The organism is Prevotella sp. HMSC077E09, assembly GCF_001814685.1.
Lineage (GTDB): Bacteria > Bacteroidota > Bacteroidia > Bacteroidales > Bacteroidaceae > Prevotella > Prevotella oris.
In genome coordinates this window covers 21,705-45,834 of record NZ_KV817517.1, presented here as the reverse complement: position 1 = coordinate 45,834, position 24,130 = coordinate 21,705, and the positions used below count along the sequence as shown (strand labels likewise).

Below are 24,130 nucleotides of genomic sequence, written 5' to 3'. Positions count from 1 at the left end.
ATAATAATACATTTGTCCTCTTTGAGGAAATCAAAAACAAACTGGAGACAATTTACGGGGGACTAAAGGAACTGAAAGAAAAGGAGAACGGTTCTGTTTCTCTCCCTGTTCCATCTACACCTGTACAACGTGACGAACAACAGGAACAAGAATTGCTCAATCAGTATGAGCAGCGGACTAAAGAAGTGATTAACGAGTACATTGGTGTGCAAGTGCGCATCAAGGACGAGGAAGCTAAGTCCATTGACAAATTGGTGGCAAACGTCCTGACCATGTTGCACGAGTGGCAGGAACAGAAAGAACAGCCAAAGCAACAAGAGCACATCCATAGACACAGTTTTGACATCAAGTCATCGAAAGTCTTTACTACCGTGGTGGCAGTGTCTGTCCTTTGTTTTGTTTCTTTGGTCGGTAATTATTTCTTATGGCAAAGCAAACAGCAATACAAGGATGATGCCTTGAAATTTCGTATCATTAGAGTATGGCGAGGTTGCAGCCCTAAGGAAATCCTATGGCTTAACGATGTATTTGACATTCATCGCAATGAAAAGACAATCAAGCTAATCAAGGAGAAAGCCGATGGTTACGATATGGATTTGAAGCAAAAGGCAGATAGCTTGATGCAAAAGAAATTGAAATAATCCTATATGAAGCAAGCCCAACCTAAGTTCTCGTTTGGTTGGGCTTGTGCGCTGCATATTAGTCTATGATTTCCCAAAAGCCGCCTTTATTGGGACCGACACGGCGAAGGTATTTATCACGCATAGCTTCTATGTTACGAGATATAGAATTTTCACTGATTCCCACATGTTTGGAAAGTTCCGATTTAGAAATATATGGATTCTCTATTATTAGCTTGATGATAGAAATACGATTTTCTGTTAATTTTTCATTGAGAGCCACCGCTTTTTCTATCACCTTCTCTATCACCTCTTGATGAGTTTTTATCACCTTTTCTGTCACGTTGACATCCTTTTCTATCACCCTTTCTGTCACCTTCGGCACTGTAATCTTCAGAATAAAATCATCAAGATGGAAAGATAGATGTGGTGTACCATTAGCTTCCAACTCCCTGCATACACGATCCACACCCTCTCCAAACTCTTTTACATAGTCGTATGCTTTTAAGAATTGAGCAATTTTCGGATTGCGTGAGAAGTGTGTATGACGAATGTTAGAGGGCTTAACCGTTCCTGGCAATCTGCCCGGTGACTCAAATACCAAGCGATTATCAAACATCTTAATTTGGATTTCCGTACCCTTGATATTGTAGGCACGATGGCAACAAGCATTGACAACCATTTCTTGAATCACAAACTTTGGGTAATCCCTATTGGTTACAAACTGCCCATGCTGTCCAAGAAAAGTGTGTTCCTCTACTTGGGTTTCAAGATAAGCTATCGTGGCTTTCACCTGATCAAGTATCGTTCCTTCAAAAGTTACGTCCTTAATCACGTTCATTTCTGCGCCCACTCTCTCTTCTGTACCTTTATAACGGATAAAGCGAGTACGCCCACGAGGAAAGAACTTTTGAGGATATTTACCAAACAACAGGATACAAGCTACACTAACTTGCTCCTCTCCCTTGGCATTGGTAGTTATGAAGCCATTATTCTCATGTAGATATTGATTGGCAGACTTGGTATAACCAATCAATTCTGTATATCTTTCTACAGCAGCCATATCAATGTCATCAACCGTAGCACCATACACAGCCGTATCTTCATAGTAGCGTTCTCCCTTATCGTACATCAACTGTATGCGCTCTTCAAAAGACAGCCTCCTGCTTTTGTCGCCAACACGCATAAAGGCTTCATCTGCCTGATTAGTATGTAGTTCAGAACTTGCAGGAATATGCATCAATAAAATATGATTTTCGTTTCCATCTTTATCCGTGCATGGTAACAAGTCGCTGGTAATAGACACAGAAGGATTACAGAAGTCTAAGGGCACACGAAGCAACTCATTCAACTTTTCCGTATGCTGGTCAACTCCTTCTATCTTCCTTGTCTTGTCAGACACACCGATAGCGATATCACCACCGTCAGCATTAGCAAACGCCACAATGGTAATAGCTAATGCTTTCGGATCAATTTGAATGCTTTTGCAATCAAAAGTCTGGTCTTCTTTATGAGTTATTATTTCTTGTATGGTCATCTCTAATACTTTATATATGTTAGTATAACGGTATAATATATATTTACAGGTTATTGTTTATAACATATGGTTATATATGTGATATTAAATCATTTACTGCGCTCTGCTTGATTTCTTTTGCATTATATCAACTATCTTTTCTATTTTCTTAAGGTACAAGTCCTTATCTATCTCACTTTCAAAAAGACAGAAAATAGTGTTATTAAATAACTCTACATAAAATAGTAATATTGCAGGGAGATATGTGTAATAATGTTGCCATAAGTGTTCTATATCAAAATGAGTGGCAAACATAAAGTTAAAATTCATTTCTCCAGTTTTATTCCATGGTCTTGTCGTAACAGGATGAATTGCTCTATTGGATAAATTCAGAATAGACCCTATATTTTCTTTTTTATAGATACATTCATATATGAATGACCCTTTGATACTATTTGCCATTCTTATAGAGTCCGTCTTATCCAAGTATTTCCTAAGTGTATCATCGTTAAGGTATGCTGGATCGTAATCATTACGATTAATAAAATCATCATAGAAATTATCATCATATACAAAACGTAATAATATTTTAAGATTATCCACGAGCGGCTTTCTTAATAACGCATATGCTACAACTAATCGCATCTTATTCGAACAGTCTAGAGACTCTTGCATAAAATAGCAGAAGTCTCTCAATAGCCCCAAGATAATACTTTTATTTAGCTGCAATCTAAAACCAGCCTGATTATGTTCTCTTAAATAATCCCAGACATTAAAATCCTCTTTCTTTATATTTGGTATCTCTGCTGCATCTATAGGATAAGTAGTTATTTGCAAGAACTTATATTCATCTCTAACTAAGAACTCTTCTACTTGTCCTATGAGTTCATAACACATTTCATGTGTTTGCTGATATTCTTTGGGTAAATAATAGAAATCCATACTCATTTATTTTTCGGTGTTATGTCTTACAATCGTTTACAACTCATTCAGATACTGCAACAACTGCTTAACAGTAATTGCCCCTTCCACTTCTTTTGTTTGGAATACCATAAAATATTTATAGTTGCTTCCTGCTAGGTCTGCCCATTTGTTGCCAAGCCAAATTTTATTCTTTGAGTCATCATTTACAAGATGGTCACCTTTTGTCTCTACAAGAATCGTCTTACCAGACTTCATACGAACAACAAAGTCGGGATAATGGTTAATGAAACCATTGATACAGAATTCCTTCTTTTCTCGATTGCGATGCCAGAAAAAAACATTCGGATTGTCTGCAATAGCAGATATAACATCATACTCGAAGTCGTTGACAGTTTCTTCAGCAACATAAAGTCCCTTATCGATACCAACTATTTCTTCTTTTGTCATGGCAATTACTTCCAAGAATGTGTAATGGCCATTAAGTTGAATTCTTCCAGTATTCAACCATTGTTGAAAGACTTGCTTTTGATAATCTTTCAATAATCCTTCTATCTTTTCCTGTATAGTATCGCGAGTCAGATAGAGATTATCCACAAGACTTGATATTGCATCTGCATCAAGATTAGCGATAACTCGATCTACATATTTTTTAATATCTGGCTCCACAACGTTATCCAATTTTATCATACTGGCAATCTGCCTACTTAAAATATCCTTCTGAACTGTTGCCGACTTATCCATATATTGCTGGCGGATGAAGTCAATGGCCTGCTGATTATTACGACGCACAGGAACGTAATCATCACCTGACTCTGCGACATCAATAGTCACACCCAATGGACGCACAATTGTAAAATCTACTGTTGCATCTTTAGTTGGCAAGTCAAAGCCTTTGGTTAACATTGATTTTTCCAATGGAATCCATTCATCATCCGAAAAAATAGATGCGACTGTTTTTGTGTAGAAGATAGGGAGGTTCATTCCTGCTGCGACCTTTTTATAATGTTCATTGATTGGATAGTACATTTTTTTCGGTGTTATTGCCGCAAGCGGATCTAATTCTCCACCATTGATTTGTTCTTCTATTTGTTTGTTATACTCTTCGCTCATTTGTTTTGCTTGCTTTTGCAGGTTCTGAATATCCTCATTTTGAGCAGTGTTTTTAATCTGTTCTTTAATGGCCGATGATTCTTCCTCCGTTAAGTCAATACCATTATCTTTCTCGTCCTCTTCCGCCATTTGCTTTGGAGAGTCAAAGAGTCCTGGTATTTTTATTGTTGGCTTTGATGTCTCTGGCGACTCAACAGGGGTTGCCTCTCTGAAATCCTTTTTACTGAATCCAGCCTTTTGTAAAGACAATATGATTTTCTCAACAGTATCTCGGAAATCATTGCTGCTGGTGAACACGTATGAAATATTTAGCAATAGATTTTGATGCTGAGCTGTATAAGGTTGGCGAAGAATACGGCCCAAAATTTGCTCCACATCAACCCGGCTTGTTTTATTGGCGAGTGTAGCTAATATGTAGGCAAATGGACAATCCCAACCTTCTTTCAACGCATTCACCGTTATAATGTATCGTACTTCGCAGCCGCGACTCATTAAATCAAGACCTTTCAATTCATCCTTATTGGCTGTCTTGATTTTGATTTGATTTTCAGGTATGCCAAAGCTGATTAGATTGGCTTTTATCTTGTCGAAGGTTATGTTGTCATCATCAGTTTTAGGTTGCGCTTGGAACAAAACAATTGGACGGATATACCGACCACCATGTTTCTCCATTTCAATAGCATGTTGCTCCAAACTGTTGCGCATTCTAATTGCATTCACAAGCACATCTTTCGGTGTATTTCGGTTCTCCACAATTACGGGCAACTTTACCATGTTTTCCCGTTTCAGTTGCATGGCATCAACAAAAGAAATGATGTTGCTATTATCGCGAGGAGTGGCCGTCAATTCCAAAATAAATCGAGGACTGAGGTTGTTAAGCAATTCTACCCTTAAATCAGCTTTGAAGTTGTGGCTTTCATCCACAATCACTACAGGATTCTGTTGTGCAATTACCTGAATCAATGCCGTTGGATCAGCACCGCTAATCAATTGTTTTGGATGAGTATAATAATTTGTATGTTCCAAAAAGTTTCCGTTTTCTCGGAATGCACGCGGCTTCAATAGTTCTGCACTTTTATCTTTCTTACCGCGAATCGTTTCAATAAACGACTGGGCACTTAATACGAAAATCGTTAAATTGTCGTGCATCTGAATTGGGCTAATACTTTGCCCCATTAATGCCGCCTCTTTATCAACAACAACAACACGATGAGAAAACAAGGCATCAATAGTCTGTCTGTATGGATGAGAAACATCTTGCAACTTCTCCAAAGTCTGTTTCAAGATAGTATCACTAGGTACGAACCATGCTACGACTTGATTTTGAGCACCAGTCTGTAATTTATCCATAATCCGTTTTATTGCATTGCACGCGATAAAAGTTTTACCTCCTGCCGTTGGAACTTTCAATGTAACACGTGGCGCCCCATTGACGCTGTTAATATAAGGATGCAAATAACTATTGCTGAAACTGTTGACAGAAACGCCTCTTTCTGCCCAATATTGGGAATAGGCAACAGAGAGGCTCTTGCTGTTGTTCAAAGTCTCAATATATAACTCCAAATCTCGGAGTGTCTGGTGTTGATATTCTTTCAGTTGCATACTTTAAAACCTGTTTATATCGCGTGGAATTTTCTTAAATGTAATGTTCATTTGTGCCAGCTGCTCTTTACTTATCGTGCAGATATCAGCATAAATGACATAATGGTCTGCTGTCTTGGGTACTATGTTTAATGTGTCATACGACAAAGTTGTAATCTCATTGGACTCGTAATAAAAGAAATAGCCCGTACCGTCCTTGTAGTCTAACAGATAGGGGTAATTCACTGTTTGCTGACTTGTCAGGTAATCGTGGGTCTCAGTGTAATAAATGTATTCACGCATCTTTTCTATACCTACCTGTTCGTTTAGGTTTCCATCTTCATTGAACAGAGGAGAACCTAATTCGTAGTAATCGAAAGAGCCCCCCAAGCCTTCAACTGTTTTCTTCCCTTCTCCGTAGCCTTTGATTACCCGGCGTATTCGTTCAGCAGTAATATTTTCAGCATAGTCCATCAGTTCTACCAAGATAAACTTACGTTTTCCTTTGTCTTCCTTATTTTTCTTCATCACAGCATGGGCTGTAGTGCCACTGCCTGCAAAAGAGTCAAGGATAATGCTGTCTTTACTAGTGGCTATGGAAAGTATCTTGTCTATAAATTTTGTTGGCTTAGGGGTCTTAAATAACTCAGAAGTACTCTTTTCTGGAAAGATTTTTTTCAGCTCATATTTTGCATTACGGTTATGTCCCGTATCTTCTATATCCCACCAAATATCTGATGGGACAAGTCCCTTTTGATCACATAAATATGTTTTACGAATAATACGGGAGCCATCTTCTGAAAATACCACTTCTCCATCTTCTATCATGGAACTCATAGTCTCTCGACTCCAACGCCATCCATTCTTGGGAGGATGAATGGCAATACCTTGGGGTGAAGTAACATCGTAAACCAAATTAGCTCTTGGATTTGGTGAAGAAAGGTTTCCTGCATACCAAGGACCTTTTGGATCATTATCGGGGTTTTTATAGTGCTTATTGTTATCTTCTGTTCTTTCTATCTTATTTGGGTTCCATCCTGGCTCCTTAGAATAAACAAGAGTGTGATTATAGTCATAAGAAAACTGCTTGGCATCATGGTTTGAACTATCTGCGGAACGCCAAATTAAATCAGCAACAAAACTGTTACGACCAAAGATCTCCTCACATATAAAATTAAGATTAGCAAACTCATTCTTGTCAATTGAAATAAAAATTACCCCTTTCGGTGAAAGGAGTTGGTACAATAGCCTGAGTCTTGGATACATCATACACAGCCACTTATCGTGTCGGCTGAGATCTTCGCCCTCGGAACCCACTACTTCCCCGAGCCATTTAAGTATATGTGGGTCGTTCACATTATCGTTATATATCCATCCCTCATTGCCCGTATTATAGGGAGGGTCTATATAGACACAATCCACTCGGCCCTCATATTCAGGTAATAATGCCTTTAACGCTTTGAGGTTATCTCCATGAATAATTTTATTTCCACTATGTGTTTCAGATGTATCAGAAGGATTATCCCCCCGATACCCATATTGATGTTCCAACACACAGAATGGTACTTCCGCATGATGGTTTACAACTTTATCTTTTCCTATCCAATGTAGTGTCGGCATATTTCAATATTTATATATAAAATTTAAAAGGTAATACCCCCGTGTCTAAATTCTTCCCTGCAGTCAATATTTCTCCTATTGAATCTGCAAATTTTAATGTCACAGGTAATCCGTCTCCATAAATACATGCATTGTAATTAAGTTTTGTCAAACTCATAATATCTTTGCAAACGACATCAATATCTGCGATTCCACGGGTGATTTGAATATCAACAGGATTTGGAGTTTCCAATCCAATTTGAGTCTTAAATCTTGGAATATAACCTTTGGTCCACAAAAGAGCTTTATATTCATCATATTGGAGCATTAGTCCTCGCGGCACACAATAAGAAAATTGCCGATACAATTTGAAGGTGTTGTTACTTCTGATTCTTACGCCAATTATTTTTGATTTGTTATATGAGGCTTCTTCAAAGCCTGCCCACTCTGCATCATCAAAGTATGTTCTTGCATGAATAAATACTTCAGATGGATAGGTTCCAAACTTACTAGAATATGACTCTAATGATTGGCTTATTATATTATATGCATCCTCTTTTGATAAATGAAACTCTTTTGTTTGTGGATTCCACCAAGGGCCGACATTGCCTTTAAATACCATACCATCTCCAGAATCGAGGAACATTTGTGCCGCACAACAAGCATTTCTGTTCTTTTCATCAGTTTTTTTATAAACTAATCCTAGATAACAGACTCCTTCTCTAACCTCCCCCATTTTCCATGGTAGTCCTCCGAGTTTATAATATATGGCAGATGCTAAATTCCAAGCTTTTGCTGTTCTAATTTGTTCTTCTTTCTCTATTTGTTTTTCAGACAATCCAATGTTTGATATTTTTGAATCTCTAATAATTTGCGTCGCTATATTACTCCCTAACAGTCTTGCTTTTAACTGGTTGTGAAAATTTATTTCATATTCATAAGCTTCCCTTATTTTATCATCTTCTTTCTGAAACTCGGGAAAGAGATTCTGATTATTTGGATTTAAAATCTCTTTTGAAAACTTAGTGTGTATATTATCATCAGCCTTCTTTATTTTTGATTGTGGTCGGCCATAAGTAAAAATAACTTCTGGAATAACTACTAACCAAAGGTTTACGGGAATTTCTTCCTCTTTCATGTAAGCCATCAAAGGATCTACATATAAATTCACAAGTTCATGAATGCGAATATGCGTATTTGTATGTCTTAAAGCCGATTTAATATTTTCTTCTTTTACATCTATTTGCGGTATATTTCCAAAATTCACAGCTATCCCCATTGTAGATTCAATTCCAGGAAAAATAGGATACTTTTTAGAATCTTTAATTGGCAGTATTTGTTCATGCAGTTTTCTAAGATAATCTATCATAGATAATCGTGCCGCTGTGGGCCCAATAATACCCAGTGTTATGGAACCTTTTAACTTCGTCTTGTCAAAAGGGCCAAACAACATTAGGCCATCTCTCGGATCTATTGCCTTTTGGTTACAGCCAAATGTTAGAAATGGTTCTTCTATGTATTTAATAATTGGCTCTATCATTCTGTTTTATCTTCATCTGTCAAGTTTACAATGTCATCTTCACTCATGGTGCTATATGGGTCATAATAGCCATATTCACTCCAAAAGGTTTCTGTCCAATTTTTCATTTCAAGCATGTCATTAGACTGGCTTACTGAAAGCTTAATCTCTTCATTATTATCTTGTAAAGAAAATAAAAGCGCTATCAGCATATCCCTCCATTGTTCATTGAAAAAGGTTTTCCCTTTATTTCTTCGGTACGAGTGTTGAGTTGAATCATTATCTATAATATTCACCCCATCTTGTGTAAATATCAAATGAGGCTTAATAGAAGCCCCAATAAAAGGATGAACGATTGGTTGTATGGATATTCCGTAATGCCAAAAGCCTTTATCTTTATACCTGCCACCTAATGATTTTCTTTTGTTTTTTGAGGAGTATTTATATTTGAAATGAATGGGGATTGGCTTTTTCTTATGTATAGGTCGATAAAAAACATATTTTTTATTAGATAGCTCCGTTTTGCGATAACCTTTATTCCTAAGAATTTCCGAGATTAAATATCTCAAGAAATCTTTAAAATGATTTACCACATCCTTGTGTGTAGGGAAACTATCAGAATTGAAGCCATATAAAATTTGTTCAAGAGAGAAAGAATATACCGACAGTGGATGAATATCAAAACTTTGTCCCTCTTTATCTATTAGATATGACAATCTATCATCAAAAGAAGATAATGTATTTGCCAATTGAGCTATAGGAATATTTATGTTCGCTTGCCGAATATAGGTAGCTTGTTCTTTATTGAGGAATTGATACATGTAAAATTTCTGGGGAATTGATTTTACATTCCACCAAGAAGTATAGTATAATTCTTTCTTCAAGACAATTGATGAATCGGTCGAATATGAAGTTTCGTACCAATTTGATAGTGAAGATTCTATATCTGTACTATATTTTACTCCATCTTTATCTAACTTCTTAAATAGCTGTGCCAATCCTTTTGCCCAGTTCCCAACAAATGGGATATGATTGATATTGGGTAATCCAATTACAAGATTATATGCAGAATCATCAATATGCAACGGAATAACAAACTCTGTATCATTCTTTATCCCTACAAGACTTTTGGCATATTCTAATTCATCTTCGATACCTTTTTTGAATATACCATCACGTACAATATTTTTAGAATAAACTAGCAAAACTTTTCGAGAGGAGTAAATTGCTGTTTGTATGGTTTGCCAGAAACGTTCTCCTCCCAGAAGTCCATTTTTATCAATCCATACTTGATAGCCCCGCATTTCTAAACGAGAAGCGAGCCATATGGTAAAGTCATTATCTTCTGGTGTCGCATGACTTATGAATATTTGATCTTTCATCTTAATATCACGATACTCGTTTATATATGAGGATTAAATATCCTCTGTCCACAACAAATCATCAACTCTCACCCCCAATATCTTTGCCAACTGGATGAACATTTCAACATTGGGCTGGGCAACATTAGTTACCCACTTTGATATAACCGCAGGGTCTTTGTCCAAAATTTCTGCCAGTTGTTTATTTGTCATTCCTTTTTCGGCGAGAACCACCTTTAGACGGTTTATTTTCTTGCGTTCCATACTTATGCAACTTGATTACGCTATAAAATTACTCATTATTTTTCTGAATATATCTCTTTTGAGTAAAAAGATGGTTATTTCTAGTCAAAAAAATGTTTTTTAATTCATTTTTCTTATTACAACTTCAATTCTGGCAAACTATTGATTGCCTCCGACTTCAATTTATCCACTGCACGAGTGTATTTCTCTGTGTACTTTAATCCACTATGCCCTAAAAGACTTGCAACGGTCTTGATGTTGGCACCATTATTCAGGATGTTCACGGCAAAGCTGTGGCGAGCACAATGCCAGCTGATGTGTTTGTTGATGCCAGCACGTTTTACCCATCGCTTTACGGATTTGCAACAACTCTCATATGAGGGAAGATTGAATATGGAGGAATTCAAATCGTCTGGAGCGTCACCTATCAATGACAATAGACCTTCGTTCAGAGGAATAACTACACCACTATTGGCAGAATGTCCTTTGGTCTTATTCTGCTCAAATTTAAGTAAGCGATTGGTATAGTCAATGTTTTTATAGGTAAGGTCTTTTACATCACAGAAGCGCAGACCACAATAGAGGCAGAGAATAAAAGCACGTCTAACATTAGGATTCTCATTCTCATAATGACATTGAACCAATGCCTGTATTTCGTCCATTGAGAGTACATCTTTGCGCACCACTTGGTCATCTACCTTGCACACAACGCCCTTGCAGGGATCTTTCTGCATCACTTCGTGGTCAATGGCATAGCGTACAACTTTCTTGAAACGCTGATAGATACTCTTTGCTCCTTCACCAACACTTCTTGATTGCAAATATTCAACAAAGTGTTTCATCATATCCTTGGTTATTAGTTCGGGGTTAATACTGAACTCATAAACTGGATATTGCTCTTTCAGAAAATCCTTAAAACGATTCAAGGCTATCTTTATCATTCGCAGGTCTTTCTTCGTATAACTGTCTATGTACGCCTGATAATAGTCTAAGAAGTTGACATTTCTGTCTTTCTTCAGGCGATAACCAAGCATACTCTCCTTAAACTGTTGTTCACGCTCCGTACGGATTTTGGCAGCCAATTCAAGAGTTTCCTTGTTCTGTTGCCTTTCCGCAGGAGTACGGGGCTTAGCTATCAAGTACAACTGCAAGTTTTCTTTTCGCCTGTTGTGTTTGATGTGAACTTTGGGCTTACCCACCATCTTACCTGTTTCATACAAAACAGGATTGCCATTATCATCCAAAACAGGTGTTTCTTCTCTACCGAGATAATACTCCAGATATAGACTTATCCGACCATCAGACAGCACATTTTGCTCCAATTTCGGGTTTTCCTTTGCTTTATTTTCTAATTTTGCCATAATTGATAGTTATGTACCTAAATGTGTATCAAACCGAACAAATCATTAACTCGTTTATTTTCAGATGCTTTCTTATTTTGCAAAGATACTAAAAAGTTCCGAGTATCAAGGTGTACTAAAAGTGTACTATCTAACAAAAAACAGGCAAAAATGGGTAAAATCGACAAATATAAGAAAATTATAATCTATTGATTATCAATTTAATATATTCTTTTGAATTCTCTTGTTTTCACGGCATTGTACCGGGTCTGGGTACAAAGTAAAAAGCTAGGTAGTTGATTATTCAATACTTAGCTTTTTCTTGTTTTATAAATGTTCCCAAATTATTCCCAACATACAATACGCCAGTTCGAGATAAGTTTAGTATGTAAGTTCTAACAGCCTTGACTTCTTCACATATACAGATAGTGCTTTGGGCTTATTCTCAAAAAAAGTAATATGCAGTAAGGTCTATCCAGAAGGGAGGGTGAAGCTCTTGCCCGTACAGATGTCAATCTACCAGAGACATTGAATAACAAGTATGAACTTATGATCTCGGCTGGTGAAGTCTATTATCTCAGCAGCCACCATTAAGCCTTTGGACGCGATATAAACCTATGGAAAGACATGGCCATCTGCTTTTTCATCCAAGTGAATACGAAACTTTGTAGTACTATTTCAATAATCTACAATGATGAAGTAGGCCAATACTACCAGAGGAAAGACGATGGAAACCAATTGAAAGAGTGCGTGAGGTGATTGACTACCGTGAGCGCCTCCCTACTGCCAACCTCTAATACTTCCAGTATAGTATAGTAGACCCTCTTGGATACCAGCTTGTCCCTGTGAGTGGCGATAAAAGTGACATTAATGCAGACGGCTAAGTAGTGGGAAGACAAGATACGACCGAGTTACAGTTCTACAACCCCACGGCAGCTGCCGACAAGACGTGAAACTTGCTGTTTGCTATAGACACTATCAGAGATCTCACCAATCTGTTCCGTAGCACCCACCTTGATGTAGAGAAAATAAAACTGCCTGGAATGTTCCTCGCTCTAATGGCGTATTAACCCTAAGAAAATAGGATAGAAGTTTCCGCTGCGGTTGTACAGAATACGAAGCGAGCACTCAAAGTGGAAACAGTACCAGTACCGAGGAAGAAAGCCATTACGCAGCTCATTGGCATTCCTACTGACAAACAACTTCTATTCATGAAACATAAGGGACGCCATGAATAAAAACTGAATAGCGACAAAATTCTCTCTGCTACTTGTGTAATTCAAAAGGCTTTTCAAAATTTGTGGATTTGCAAGTTCCATAGTTGCTTCCTTTTATTGTTTCTAATATAGAAAGATAAGAGAAAAGGGCTTACAAACTTTTATAGGACAGCGCCATGGAATCGTAAAAGCAGCGATATCAACGTAAAACTTCATGTTTTTTCGCGATTTACTTTTATATATAATGTATTTCCTTTAACTTTGCATGCTATATGGTTCTGAATTATATTTGGGTGGCATTCTTCGTGATTGCCTTCCTTTTTGCTTTGATTTCACTCTGTTTAGGAGATGTAACTGTCTTCCAAAAGATAGTGCAATCCACTTTCGACTCATCGAAAAATGCCTTCGAAATATCGTTGGGACTGACGGGGGTGCTGTCACTTTGGCTCGGTATTATGAAGATTGGAGAGCAAGCCGGCATTGTAAATGTGCTGGCAAGAGCATTGAGTCCGGTCTTCACAAAACTCTTTCCCGACATTCCCAAGAACCATCCTGTTATGGGAAGTATATTCATGAACATTGCTTCCAACATGCTCGGACTCGACAATGCGGCCACACCAACGGGACTGAAAGCCATGCAACAGATGCAGGAACTTAACCCAAAGAAAGACACAGCGACTAATCCGATGATTATGTTTCTCGTGCTCAACACGAGTGGATTGACGATTATTCCGACCACAATCTTAGCTTATCGCGCCTCGAATGGAGCCGCAGTGCCCACCGATGTGTTTATTCCTATCCTCCTTGCCACTACTGTTGCCACGCTCGTGGGCATCATTCTGACAGCCCTTTGGCAACGCATCAACCTGCTTCAGCCTGCACTTTTAGCCTTCATCGGAGGCTTGATAGCCTTTGTGGGCATAGTGATTTGGGGATTTGGAAAGTTGGATCAGAAGACAATGGATACCGTTGCCAATCTCAGTGGCAGTATGATTCTCTTTTCAATTATCGTGAGTTTCATCGTCGCGGGCTTCATCAAGAAAATCAATGTCTATGATGCTTTCATCGAAGGAGCCAAAGAAGGCTTTTCAACAGCGGTCAAGATTATTCCTTATCTCGTGGCCATTCTCGTGGGGATTGGCGTTTTCCGTGCTTCCGGAGCTATGGACATGCTGATTGACGGCATTGCATGGTGCGTGGAGAAATGCGGACTTAACACCGATTTCGTAGGCGCTTTGCCCACTGCTTTCATGAAACCGCTGAGTGGAAGTGGCGCTCGTGGACTGATGTTGGAAGCCATGAAGACCTACGGAGCAGATAGTTTCATCGGCCGATTGAGCTGCATGTTCCAGGGAAGTACAGACACTACGTTCTACATCCTCGCCGTTTATTTCGGCTGTGTGAACATCAAATACACGCGTCATGCCGTTGCTTGTGGCTTGCTTGCCGACCTTGCCGGCGTGATTGCTGCTATCGGATTGGCGTATATGTTCTTTTAACCCACCCCCTTACCCCTCCCGAAGGGAGGGGAGTACAGACTTGCGATGGGCTTTCACCTATACATGGAAGTTTGATGAAACCATGCAGAGAATATGGATATCCGGGTCAAGAGGAAAGAGAACTCAAAGAGAAAACAAATAAATATCATCGTTAAGAATAAATTAAAAATATAAGATATCAGAAGCTCACACCATTTAAAACTCCCCTCCCTTAGGGAGGGGTTGGGGGTAGGTTCCAATTTGTTTATGTTATGGCAAACTTAAAATCATTAGCTAAAGACACTGCAATCTACGGATTAAGTACTATTGCAGCCCGTTTCGTTGGTTATCTTTTAGTGCCTATTGAGACGGCAAAATTCAGTGCAGCAGGCGGACAATACGGCATCATTACCAACATCTATGCTTATGTGGCCTTGCTGACTATCCTGCTTACTTACGGCATGGAGACGACGTTCTTCCGCTTCATGAACCGTCAGGGCGAGCAAGCAGAGAAAGTATATGCCACAGCTTTGCGTATGGTTGCATTCACCTCTGTGCTCTTCATCGCATTCGTGGCGTTATTCTTGACCCCGATTTCTGATGCAATCGGCTATCCCGATCACCACGAATTCATTATGATCATGGCGTCATGTGTGGCCGTTGACGCCTTCATCTGCATTCCTTTGGCTTATCTTCGCCATGCACATCGCCCGATAAAGTTCGTTTGTTTGCGCATGATAAGCATTGTAGTCAACATCGTAGGCGTGTTGCTTTATCTCGTTGTTCTGCCTTATTTCAGACTCAATCCCTTTGGAATTTACGATGCAAACTTCAGCTTGAACGTCGTCTGGGTGTTCTGGATTGAGCTGGCAGGAAGCATACTTACGCTCTTCTTCTTAGGCAAAGAGCTGCGTGGTTTCCGCAATCCTTTCGACAAAGCTACCTGTAAACGCATGCTGAAATACACCTGGCCGTTGCTCGTGATGGGCTTGGTGGGCCAGTTGAACCAAACAGTTTCGCAGATAATCTTCCCTTGGTTGTATGACGGAACGGCCCAAGATGCCCGCACACAATTAGGCATTTATGGAGCTTGTATCAAGCTTGCGATGATCATGGTACTCATTACTCAGGCGTTCAGATATGCCTATGAACCCTTCGTTTTCAGTCAGACGAAAGATCAAGACAACAAAGAAACCTACGCCAAGGCCATGAAGTTCTATATCATTTTCACGCTTCTGGCATTCCTTTGTGTAATTGGTTACATGGATGTTCTGCGCTATATCGTGGGCAAAAGCTATTGGGAAGGACTGCAAATCATCCCGATTGTCATGGCCGCTGAAATCATGTTCGGCATCTTCTTCAACCTAAGTTTCTGGTATAAGCTAATAGATAAGACCATTTGGGGAGCCTATTTCAGTGGCATCGGCGCTGTAATCCTGATTGGAGTAGACTTGCTGCTCATTCCAAAGTTCAGCTATTGGGCCTGCGCTTGGGCCGGTTTTGCATCGTATGCAGTTAGTATGGTGCTCAGTTATGCATTCGGACAGAAGTATTACCCCATTCGTTATCCGCTCAAAGACATCGCTATCTATACGCTCATTGCAGTCTTCCTGTTTGCGCTTATCTCGGTTTCCAACGCCCGACTTCCTATGTTTGCAGCTCTTGCCGTCAACACCTTGCTCATCATTTGCTTTGCCCTTGTGATTGTGAAACGCGATTTAAGCCTGTCAAGTTTAGTTAAAATAAAAGATAAATTCAAGAAATAAACATCACAAACTGCCTTGCCCTACAGATGAAAGAAGTCGCATTCAAGTCGTTCTCCCCTCCTTTGGAGAGGTTGGGGGAGGCTTCCATATTCAATAAAATAAGTCTTATGAAGAAAAAACTACTTTGGGTTCTCATCCCCTTTTACCTTTTCACCTGCCTACCTTTGCATGCCGATGAGGGCATGTGGACGCTCTATAACTTGCCACAAGCCGTCTATAACCAGATGAAAGGCGAAGGATTTGCGTTGCCTTATGGCGCACTTTACAATAATAACGACGCCATCAAGAACAGCGTTGTCAACTTCTCTGGCTTCTGTTCGGGCGTTGTTGTCAGTCCCGACGGACTCGTTTTCACCAACCACCACTGTGGTTTTGAGGCCATTCGAAGCCACTCTACCGTAGAACACGACTACATGTTGAACGGCTTTGTGGCTGAAAATCATGAAGAAGAACTACCCAACAAGGACATGTTTGTCAGCTTTATGATCAGCCAGAAGGATGTAACCGAAGAGGTGATGAAGCTTGGTTTCGCCGCATTAGACCGCAGACATCAGACCAAACTGCTTGATTCCTTGCAGAATGCCTATACTTCTGAGGTCAAGAAACAAGACTCCACGCTCCACGTTGACCTTGATGCTTTCTATGAAGGCAACCGATATTACGCCACAACCTATCAGGACTTTACCGACCTAAGACTTGTTTTCACTGTGCCGAAGTCAATGGGTAAGTTTGGCGGAGAAACCGATAACTGGATGTGGCCGCGTCAAACTTGCGACTTTAGTGTGTTTAGAATCTACGCCGATAAGAACAACCGACCCGCTGCCTATAGTAAAGATAATGTGCCTTATCATCCAAAACATTGGGCACCTGTAAGTCTTCAAGGCTATAAGGAGGGCGACTTTGCAATGACAATGGGCTATCCCGGCAGCACAAGTCGCTATCTTTCAAGTTATGGAATACGTGAACGTCGCGACGCACTGAATGCTCCTCGCGCGCAGGTTCGTGGCGTGAAGCAGGAGGTGATGACCCGACACATGCGTGCAGATGAGGCTGTCCGCATCAAATATGACTCCAAGTTTGCGCAGAGTGCGAACTATTGGAAGAACTCTATCGGCATGAACAAATGTATCGACTCCATTGGTCTGATTGCCCAAAAACAACATTATGAGGACATCATTCGCCATTGGCAGGACTCTACGGGCTATCTGAAAGGACAGCTTGATTTCGACAAAATGGCTCGCCTTTACAATGAACGCTTTGAACCAAGAAAGGCAGCTATGTACTTCCAAGAAACCTTCTTGCGCACCAACGAGCTTACTACTCGCGCCATGAAAGCCGTGACCGGAACAACAAAGAAAGACAAAAAGGGCGATTATGTGACGTTTGCTGACAACAGCAACACATGGGATGCGTCTCTTGATAAGGATGTACAGGCCGTGTTGTTAAAGAACTATCGCGAACATGTTGATGCCAAATATCTTCCTGCTTTCTATCAAATCATCGACAAAAAGTTTGGTGGTGACTATCAAAAATATGTCAACTATCTTTGGGAAACCTCTGCTTTGATGAAGAAAGATGCCAAGGTTTATGTCACAAAGAAAGCCATTAAGAAAGATGCCGGCCTACAATATGGCGCACAACTCAAGGCAATGCGCGAGGTGTTTAACCGTGCCCTTGATGCGACACGAGATAGCATTGACAACCAGGAACAAATGCTTTGTGCGGCTAAACTTCGTATGGAAGAAGACTTACCTCACTATAGTGATGCCAATTTTACTATGCGTTTATCCTATGGACAAGTAGGTGGTTTCGACCTCGGTGGACGCCCTTCAGGGTACTATACCACGGCAGAAAGCATCGTCGAAAAGATGAAACGGGGAGATAACGGGCTATTCGATTATAAGGCAGAACCCGTGATGCAGCAGCTGATGAGTGAGAAATCATTCGGCAAATACCAAGATAAGATGACGGGAAAGATGCAACTTTGCTTCCTAACTAATAATGATATTACGGGCGGAAACTCTGGTTCTCCGATGTTTAATGGCAAGGGAGAACTCATTGGTTTGGCTTTCGATGGCAACTGGGATAGCTTGAGTAGCGACCTCAACTTCGACAACCGACTGGCTCGTTGCATTGGCGTTGACATTCGTTATGTGCTCTACATGATCGACAAATGGGGCCATGCAGACCACCTCATCAAGGAAATTGGCGCAAAATAACAGTCTCGTTTCCACATCATTCGAATGTGGAAACACAACAAAATGGCGCTGCCCATTCAGCAACAAGACATGCCTGCAGCGCCATTCTCACAAGAAACGGAATATGTGTTAATATCCGTCAAGCTTCTTTACAAATGCCTTTATAAAACTCGCGTATTTGAAACGAACTCTGTCTTCGTTCCAAATACGCGTTGTTTTTTACTTTTTCGCAAAGTATTGACAGTCAAACTGTTACATAGTTAAAACCAAATTACGATGAATCATCACGCTGAAAAGCATTGCAATTTGCGTCAGATGACCGCATAACTTGCTTCATTTTACGATGCCATCTGATGCAGATAGCAACGTGATTAGCGTCAGATTACAGCGCAAAATAACTGAAGTGAGAGCATCAAAGCCATAAAATGGCTTCTCGAAAGCAGTGAAACGGCACTGCAGAAGCATGGAAAATGCGTTTTGATTTCTGTTTGGTCGCGGGAAAAAGTGTTAAAAATGAGGAAGAATGTTGACAGTAGAGACCTCATGTCTCTACCCTGCAGGGAAGGCCTGTCATATGTAAATCTATTTTAAAATGAAGCATAATAATGAATTGTAAGTTGCTGATTACGGATTATTTGTGTTATTTTTGCAATTGAAAACAAGTATAGTCAAAAAGCAAGTAGAATGGATAGATTACCTAATGACCCGATGATTCTTTTCAGTGCAGTCAACATGTTGCTGCGCGATAACTATGGTTCGCTCGACGAACTGTGCGATGATATGAACGTCAGTCGCGACGATTTGGAAAAGAAGTTAGCTGCTGTTGGCTTCAAATATGACAAGAAGCTCAACAAATTCTGGTAATAACAACGACATGACAAGGACTCTTATGGCAGCATGAGGGTCTTTTTTGTTTTGCTTTGTACATTGGAGTTTGAAGTCTGAACTTTATGTTTTATGCTGAAATGGCAAAGAGATTGCGCTGCATGTGAAAGGCGGAAAGCCGATGAAAAGGCTGTTTTCAAGCTCGAAATACAATCAGGCGGAGGACAAAGTTAAAAGAAAAAGCGTATATTTGCAACAGTAAGTTGCACGACAAGAAGAAACAACAATCATCATAAAGAACTGAAAAATGGTAAACTTAAGATTTGAGGCTGTAGCTGAAGCGTTTAAGAAACGTCCGTTAGAATCAATGACGACAAAGGAACGTCCAAGTGAATACTTTGCGAAGAAAGTGTTCAATCGCCAGAAGATGTATAAGTATCTGCCCCTCCATGTGTATGAGAAACTGACAGATGTGATAGACAATGGCACCCAGCTCGACCGCTCAATTGCCGACGATGTCGCTGCAGGCATGAAGCAATGGGCAATGGAAAACGGCGTCACTCACTACACCCATTGGTTCCAACCCCTTACGGAAGGCACGGCAGAGAAGCATGATGCCTTCGTTGAACACGACGGGAAGGGTGGTATGATTGAGGAGTTTTCGGGCAAACTGCTGGCACAACAGGAGCCGGATGCTTCTTCGTTTCCCAACGGTGGCATTCGAAACACCTTCGAAGCTCGCGGATATAGCGCGTGGGATCCTACCTCTCCGGTGTTCATTATCGATGATACGCTGTGCATTCCAACGATATTTATCTCCTATACCGGCGAAGCTTTAGACTACAAGGCACCGCTTCTGCGATCGCTCCATGCCGTGAATGTGGCGGCAACGGCAGTGTGTCATTATTTCAATAAGAATGTAAAGAAGGTGTCGGCCAACCTTGGTTGGGAGCAGGAATACTTCCTTGTAGACGAAGATCTCTATTCCACGCGTCCCGATCTGATGCTGACCGGTCGCACATTAATGGGTCATGATTCGGCCAAGAACCAGCAAATGGACGACCATTACTTCGGTACTATCCCCGAAAGAGTGCAGGCTTTCATGAAAGATTTGGAGCGACAGGCACTCGAACTCGGTATTCCCTGCAAGACAAGACATAACGAAGTGGCCCCCGGTCAGTTTGAGTTGGCGCCGATTTTTGAGGAGTGTAACCTTGCCGTTGACCATAATATGCTCTTGATGGGACTGATGAAAAAGGTGGCTCATAAACATAGTTTCAGGGTGCTTCTCCATGAGAAACCATTCGATGGTATCAATGGAAGCGGCAAGCATAACAACTGGAGTCTGACCACCGACACGGGCACCCTGCTTCATCGTTCGGGCAAGACGGCCGAAGATAACCTGCGCTTTGTGGTGTTCATCGTTGAGACCTTAATGGCCGTCTACCGCCATAACGGACTGCTTAAAGCCAGCGTTATGAGTGCTACCAACGACCATAGACTCGGTGCAAACGAGGCTCCTCCCGCTATCATTTCATCCTTTTTGGGCAAGCAACTCACTGATTTGCTCGACCATATTGAACTTGCTGACAAGAAAGATCTGTTCACTGTGGCCGGTAAGAAAGGCATGAAACTCGACATACCGGAGATACCTGAGCTGCTCATTGACAACACTGACCGCAACCGAACATCGCCTTTCGCCTTTACAGGTAACCGTTTTGAGTTCCGCGCCGTAGGCAGTGAAGCCAACTGTGCGAGTGCAATGATAGTGCTTAATGCCGCTGTTGCCGAGGCTTTGACCGATTTCAAGCAACGTGTTGACGCGCTGATTGCCAAGGGAGAAGACCAGAACAGCGCCATTATCGACGTCATTCGCGAAGACATCAAGACCTGCAAACCCATTCGTTTCGACGGCAACGGTTACAGCGATGAATGGAAAGAAGAGGCCAAGTCACGCGGACTTGACTGCGAAGCTTCGTGCCCAGTATGCTTCGATCGCTACTTGGATGAAGACAGTGTGAGAATGTTTGAGTCGACAGGTGTAATGACACGCAACGAATTGGAGGCCAGAAACGAGGTTAAGTGGGAGACTTATACGAAGAAGATACAGATAGAAGCCCGCGTCATGGGCGACCTTGTGATGAACCATATCGTGCCTGTTGCCACGCATTATCAAAGCCAATTGGCCAAGAATGTGCAGAGTATGATTGACATCTTCGGTCGGGAAGAGGGTAAACAACTTACAGAACGCAACATCAAAATCATCAAGGAGATTGCCGATCGCACGCAGATTATTGAGACAGGTGTTGAAGAATTGGTCAATTCCCGTAAGGTTGCAAACCGCATAGAGGATGCACGTGAGAAGGCAATAGCCTATCATGACATCATCGCTCCCAAGATGTCAGACATCCGCTACCAAGTAGATAAACTCGAACTGATTGTCAGTGATGAGCTTTGGACACTGCCGAAGTATCGCGAACTGCTGTTCATCAGATAATATAAAGGTGGAAAACGAAGAAGGGAAAAACTCATATTATTTCCCTTGTTTTCTTTGCTTTACGCATGATTTGTTGTAATTTTGCAGTCAAAGAAATAATAATCAACGAATTAGATGGAAGAAAAGAAATTCAAACGCACCACGGTGACCGCTGCATTGCCTTATGCAAACGGTGGTGTTCACATTGGACATTTAGCAGGAGTGTACGTTCCTGCCGACATCTATGTGCGCTATCTGCGACTCAAAAAGCAGGAAGTGGTCTTCATTGGCGGTAGTGATGAGCACGGTGTGCCTATCACTCTGCGTGCCAAGAAAGAGGGCATCACACCGCAGGATGTCTGCGACCGCTATCATACACTCATCAAAAAATCGTTCGAGGACTTTGGAATCAGTTTTGATGTCTATAGCCGAACGACGAGCAAAACCCACAGTAAGTTGGCCAGCGACTTCTTCAAGAAGCTCTATGATGAGGGAAAACTCATTGAAAAAGAGAGCGAACAGTATTACGATGAAGAGGCACATCAGTTCCTTGCCGACCGATATATCATGGGCGAATGCCCGCACTGCCACAATCAGAACGCTTATGGCGATCAATGTGAGAAGTGCGGAAGCGACCTCAGTCCAATGGAATTAATCAATCCTCACTCTACAATCTCGGGCTCAAAGCCTGTTGTTCGCAAGACAAAGAACTGGTATCTGCCGCTGAATGATTATCAGGGATGGCTCAAGAAGTGGATACTTGATGAGCATAAAGAGTGGCGTCCCAATGTATATGGACAGTGCAAGAGCTGGCTCGACATGGATCTTCAGCCACGGGCAATGACCCGTGACCTCGACTGGGGTATTCCTGTGCCTGTTGAAGGGGCTGAAGGCAAGGTGCTCTATGTATGGTTTGATGCGCCAATCGGCTACATCAGCAACACCAAGGAACTTTGCGACAATGAGCCGGAGAAGTTTGGTTCGTGGGAGAAATGGTGGAAAGATCCCGATACCCGCTTAGTACATTTCATTGGAAAAGACAACATCGTGTTCCACTGTATCATCTTCCCGACGATGCTTAAAGCCCATGGTGACTACATACTTCCCGACAATGTACCGGCCAATGAGTTCTTAAATCTCGAGGATGACAAGATATCTACGAGCCGCAACTGGGCTGTTTGGCTCCACGAGTACTTGCAAGAGCTGCCTGGGAAGCAGGATGTGCTGCGCTATGTACTTACGGCAAACGCTCCCGAAACCAAGGACAACAACTTCACTTGGAAGGATTTTCAGGAACGCAACAACTCAGAACTCGTGGCCATCTACGGCAACTTCGTCAACCGTGCCCTGCAACTGACGAAGAAATACTGGGCAGGTGTGGTTCCCGCTTGTGGCGAATTGCAGGATGTTGACCGTGCAGCACTCAATGAATTCAAGGATGTAAAGGAGAAGGTTGAGGCCTACCTTGATGTCTTTAAGTTCCGTGAAGCACAGAAAGAAGCCATGAACTTAGCCCGCATCGGCAATAAATATATCACCGAATGTGAGCCTTGGAAGGTGTGGAAGACCGATCCGAAGCGCGTTGAAACCATTCTCTATATCTCGCTTCAATTAGTTGCCAACCTTGCCATTGCATTCGAACCGTTCCTTCCCTTCTCTTCAGAGAAGCTCCGAAAGCTTATCAATATGGTGTCGTTCGATTGGAGTGAGCTTGGAAACACCAATCTCTTAAAGGCTGGTCATCGGCTTGCAGAGCCAGAGTTACTGTTTGATAAGATTGAAGATGACGTCATTCAGTATCAGCTCGACAAGCTTGCTGCCACCAAGAAAGCCAATGAAGCCGCTGCTTATAAGGCCGAACCGATAAAGAAAGAAGTGGCTTTCGACGACTTTGAGAAATTGGATATCCGTGTGGGTCACATCAAAGACTGCCGGAAAGTGAAGAAGAGCAAGAAGCTTCTGCAGTTCACTATCGACGACGGAAGCGGCACAGACCGCACCATTCTCAGTGGTATTGCAGCCTATTATGAGCCGGAACAACTCGTCGGTAAAGATGTTCTTTTCGTGGCAAACTTTGCTCCTCGCAAGATGATGGGCATCGAAAGTCAGGGGATGATCCTTAGTGCTGTCAACTTTGACGGCAGTCTCTGCGTCACAACAACGCTCAACAAGGTGAAGCCTGGAAGCCAGGTTGGATAGAAACAAGAGGCAACATCCTACACGTTTTCCAACAGTTTGGAAAACGGTTTGCAGGCTATTGATTGTAAATTAAATTCAAACAAGATTTGCATTTGCCTCTCAAAAACATTATCTTTGTGTCGGGGAAAGTCCAAACGGGCTTTCCCCTTTCTCATACC

15 protein-coding genes are annotated in these 24,130 nt (G+C 41.3%); 7 read left to right on the top strand and 8 right to left on the bottom strand.

Going from position 1 to position 24,130, the window contains the following annotated elements:
- Nucleotides 1-641, top strand: a 641-nt coding sequence (locus HMPREF2983_RS03245; protein ID WP_070666740.1) for a hypothetical protein, incomplete at its 5' end; no start/stop codon positions are given.
- A 58-nt stretch (nt 642-699) separates the two neighbouring features.
- Here the strand turns inward: HMPREF2983_RS03245 and HMPREF2983_RS03240 are convergent.
- From HMPREF2983_RS03240 to HMPREF2983_RS03205, 8 genes are all read right to left on the bottom strand, one after another.
- Nucleotides 700-2,157, bottom strand: a complete 1,458-nt coding sequence (locus HMPREF2983_RS03240; protein ID WP_070666737.1) for an RNA-binding domain-containing protein — start codon at nt 2,155-2,157, stop codon at nt 700-702.
- Nucleotides 2,158-2,250: 93 nt separating this feature from the next.
- Nucleotides 2,251-3,078 (bottom strand): hypothetical protein, encoded by an 828-nt coding sequence (locus HMPREF2983_RS03235; protein ID WP_141757617.1) that lies wholly within the window; start codon nt 3,076-3,078, stop codon nt 2,251-2,253.
- A gap of 36 nt (nt 3,079-3,114) precedes the next feature.
- Nucleotides 3,115-5,772: a DEAD/DEAH box helicase gene (locus HMPREF2983_RS03230; protein WP_070666731.1), complete on the bottom strand. Its 2,658-nt coding sequence runs from the start codon at nt 5,770-5,772 to the stop codon at nt 3,115-3,117.
- A 3-nt stretch (nt 5,773-5,775) separates the two neighbouring features.
- On the bottom strand, nt 5,776-7,371 hold the full coding sequence (locus tag HMPREF2983_RS03225; protein ID WP_070666728.1) for a site-specific DNA-methyltransferase: 1,596 nt from the start codon (nt 7,369-7,371) through the stop codon (nt 5,776-5,778).
- A 10-nt stretch (nt 7,372-7,381) separates the two neighbouring features.
- Complete coding sequence (locus tag HMPREF2983_RS03220) at nt 7,382-8,890, bottom strand: argonaute/piwi family protein (RefSeq protein ID WP_070666724.1); 1,509 nt, start codon at nt 8,888-8,890, stop codon at nt 7,382-7,384.
- The gene (locus HMPREF2983_RS03215) at nt 8,887-10,251 is read right to left on the bottom strand and encodes a toll/interleukin-1 receptor domain-containing protein (protein WP_070666720.1); all 1,365 of its coding nucleotides are present in this window, start codon (nt 10,249-10,251) and stop codon (nt 8,887-8,889) included. Before HMPREF2983_RS03215 ends, HMPREF2983_RS03220 begins: the two co-directional genes overlap by 4 nt.
- 33 nt (nt 10,252-10,284) lie before the next feature.
- On the bottom strand, nt 10,285-10,494 hold the full coding sequence (locus tag HMPREF2983_RS03210) for a helix-turn-helix transcriptional regulator (RefSeq protein ID WP_004381194.1): 210 nt from the start codon (nt 10,492-10,494) through the stop codon (nt 10,285-10,287).
- A gap of 116 nt (nt 10,495-10,610) precedes the next feature.
- Complete coding sequence (locus HMPREF2983_RS03205; protein WP_070666717.1) at nt 10,611-11,834, bottom strand: site-specific integrase; 1,224 nt, start codon at nt 11,832-11,834, stop codon at nt 10,611-10,613.
- A 1,468-nt stretch (nt 11,835-13,302) separates the two neighbouring features.
- On the opposite strand from HMPREF2983_RS03205, the gene HMPREF2983_RS03200 reads away from it, so the two are divergent.
- From HMPREF2983_RS03200 to metG, 6 genes are all read left to right on the top strand, one after another.
- Nucleotides 13,303-14,529 (top strand): nucleoside recognition domain-containing protein, encoded by a 1,227-nt coding sequence (locus HMPREF2983_RS03200; RefSeq protein ID WP_004372880.1) that lies wholly within the window; start codon nt 13,303-13,305, stop codon nt 14,527-14,529.
- 251 nt (nt 14,530-14,780) lie between these two features.
- Nucleotides 14,781-16,274: an oligosaccharide flippase family protein gene (locus HMPREF2983_RS03195; protein ID WP_070666714.1), complete on the top strand. Its 1,494-nt coding sequence runs from the start codon at nt 14,781-14,783 to the stop codon at nt 16,272-16,274.
- Nucleotides 16,275-16,381: 107 nt separating this feature from the next.
- Entirely contained in the window at nt 16,382-18,493 is a 2,112-nt protein-coding gene (locus tag HMPREF2983_RS03190) for a S46 family peptidase (RefSeq protein ID WP_210400358.1), read from the top strand.
- Nucleotides 18,494-19,156: 663 nt separating this feature from the next.
- Nucleotides 19,157-19,336: a DUF4250 domain-containing protein gene (locus HMPREF2983_RS03185; RefSeq protein ID WP_004372876.1), complete on the top strand. Its 180-nt coding sequence runs from the start codon at nt 19,157-19,159 to the stop codon at nt 19,334-19,336.
- A 268-nt stretch (nt 19,337-19,604) separates the two neighbouring features.
- Nucleotides 19,605-21,794, top strand: coding sequence for a glutamine synthetase III family protein (locus HMPREF2983_RS03180; protein WP_070666708.1), 2,190 nt, complete (start codon nt 19,605-19,607; stop codon nt 21,792-21,794).
- 114 nt (nt 21,795-21,908) lie between these two features.
- On the top strand, nt 21,909-23,972 hold the full coding sequence (gene metG, locus HMPREF2983_RS03175) for a methionine--tRNA ligase (RefSeq protein WP_070666705.1): 2,064 nt from the start codon (nt 21,909-21,911) through the stop codon (nt 23,970-23,972).
- Nucleotides 23,973-24,130: the final 158 nt, after the last annotated feature.

Bases quoted from the DNA above. Each gene is read 5' to 3' on its own strand.
- HMPREF2983_RS03240 (WP_070666737.1), bottom strand. From the start codon at position 2,157: ATGACCATACAAGAAATAATAACTCATAAAGAAGACCAGACTTTTGAT.
- HMPREF2983_RS03235 (WP_141757617.1), bottom strand. From the start codon at position 3,078: ATGGATTTCTATTATTTACCCAAAGAATATCAGCAAACACATGAAATG.
- HMPREF2983_RS03230 (WP_070666731.1), bottom strand. From the start codon at position 5,772: ATGCAACTGAAAGAATATCAACACCAGACACTCCGAGATTTGGAGTTA.
- HMPREF2983_RS03225 (WP_070666728.1), bottom strand. From the start codon at position 7,371: ATGCCGACACTACATTGGATAGGAAAAGATAAAGTTGTAAACCATCAT.
- HMPREF2983_RS03220 (WP_070666724.1), bottom strand. From the start codon at position 8,890: ATGATAGAGCCAATTATTAAATACATAGAAGAACCATTTCTAACATTT.
- HMPREF2983_RS03215 (WP_070666720.1), bottom strand. From the start codon at position 10,251: ATGAAAGATCAAATATTCATAAGTCATGCGACACCAGAAGATAATGAC.
- HMPREF2983_RS03210 (WP_004381194.1), bottom strand. From the start codon at position 10,494: ATGGAACGCAAGAAAATAAACCGTCTAAAGGTGGTTCTCGCCGAAAAA.
- HMPREF2983_RS03205 (WP_070666717.1), bottom strand. From the start codon at position 11,834: ATGGCAAAATTAGAAAATAAAGCAAAGGAAAACCCGAAATTGGAGCAA.
- HMPREF2983_RS03200 (WP_004372880.1), top strand. From the start codon at position 13,303: ATGGTTCTGAATTATATTTGGGTGGCATTCTTCGTGATTGCCTTCCTT.
- HMPREF2983_RS03195 (WP_070666714.1), top strand. From the start codon at position 14,781: ATGGCAAACTTAAAATCATTAGCTAAAGACACTGCAATCTACGGATTA.
- HMPREF2983_RS03190 (WP_210400358.1), top strand. From the start codon at position 16,382: ATGAAGAAAAAACTACTTTGGGTTCTCATCCCCTTTTACCTTTTCACC.
- HMPREF2983_RS03185 (WP_004372876.1), top strand. From the start codon at position 19,157: ATGGATAGATTACCTAATGACCCGATGATTCTTTTCAGTGCAGTCAAC.
- HMPREF2983_RS03180 (WP_070666708.1), top strand. From the start codon at position 19,605: ATGGTAAACTTAAGATTTGAGGCTGTAGCTGAAGCGTTTAAGAAACGT.
- metG (WP_070666705.1), top strand. From the start codon at position 21,909: ATGGAAGAAAAGAAATTCAAACGCACCACGGTGACCGCTGCATTGCCT.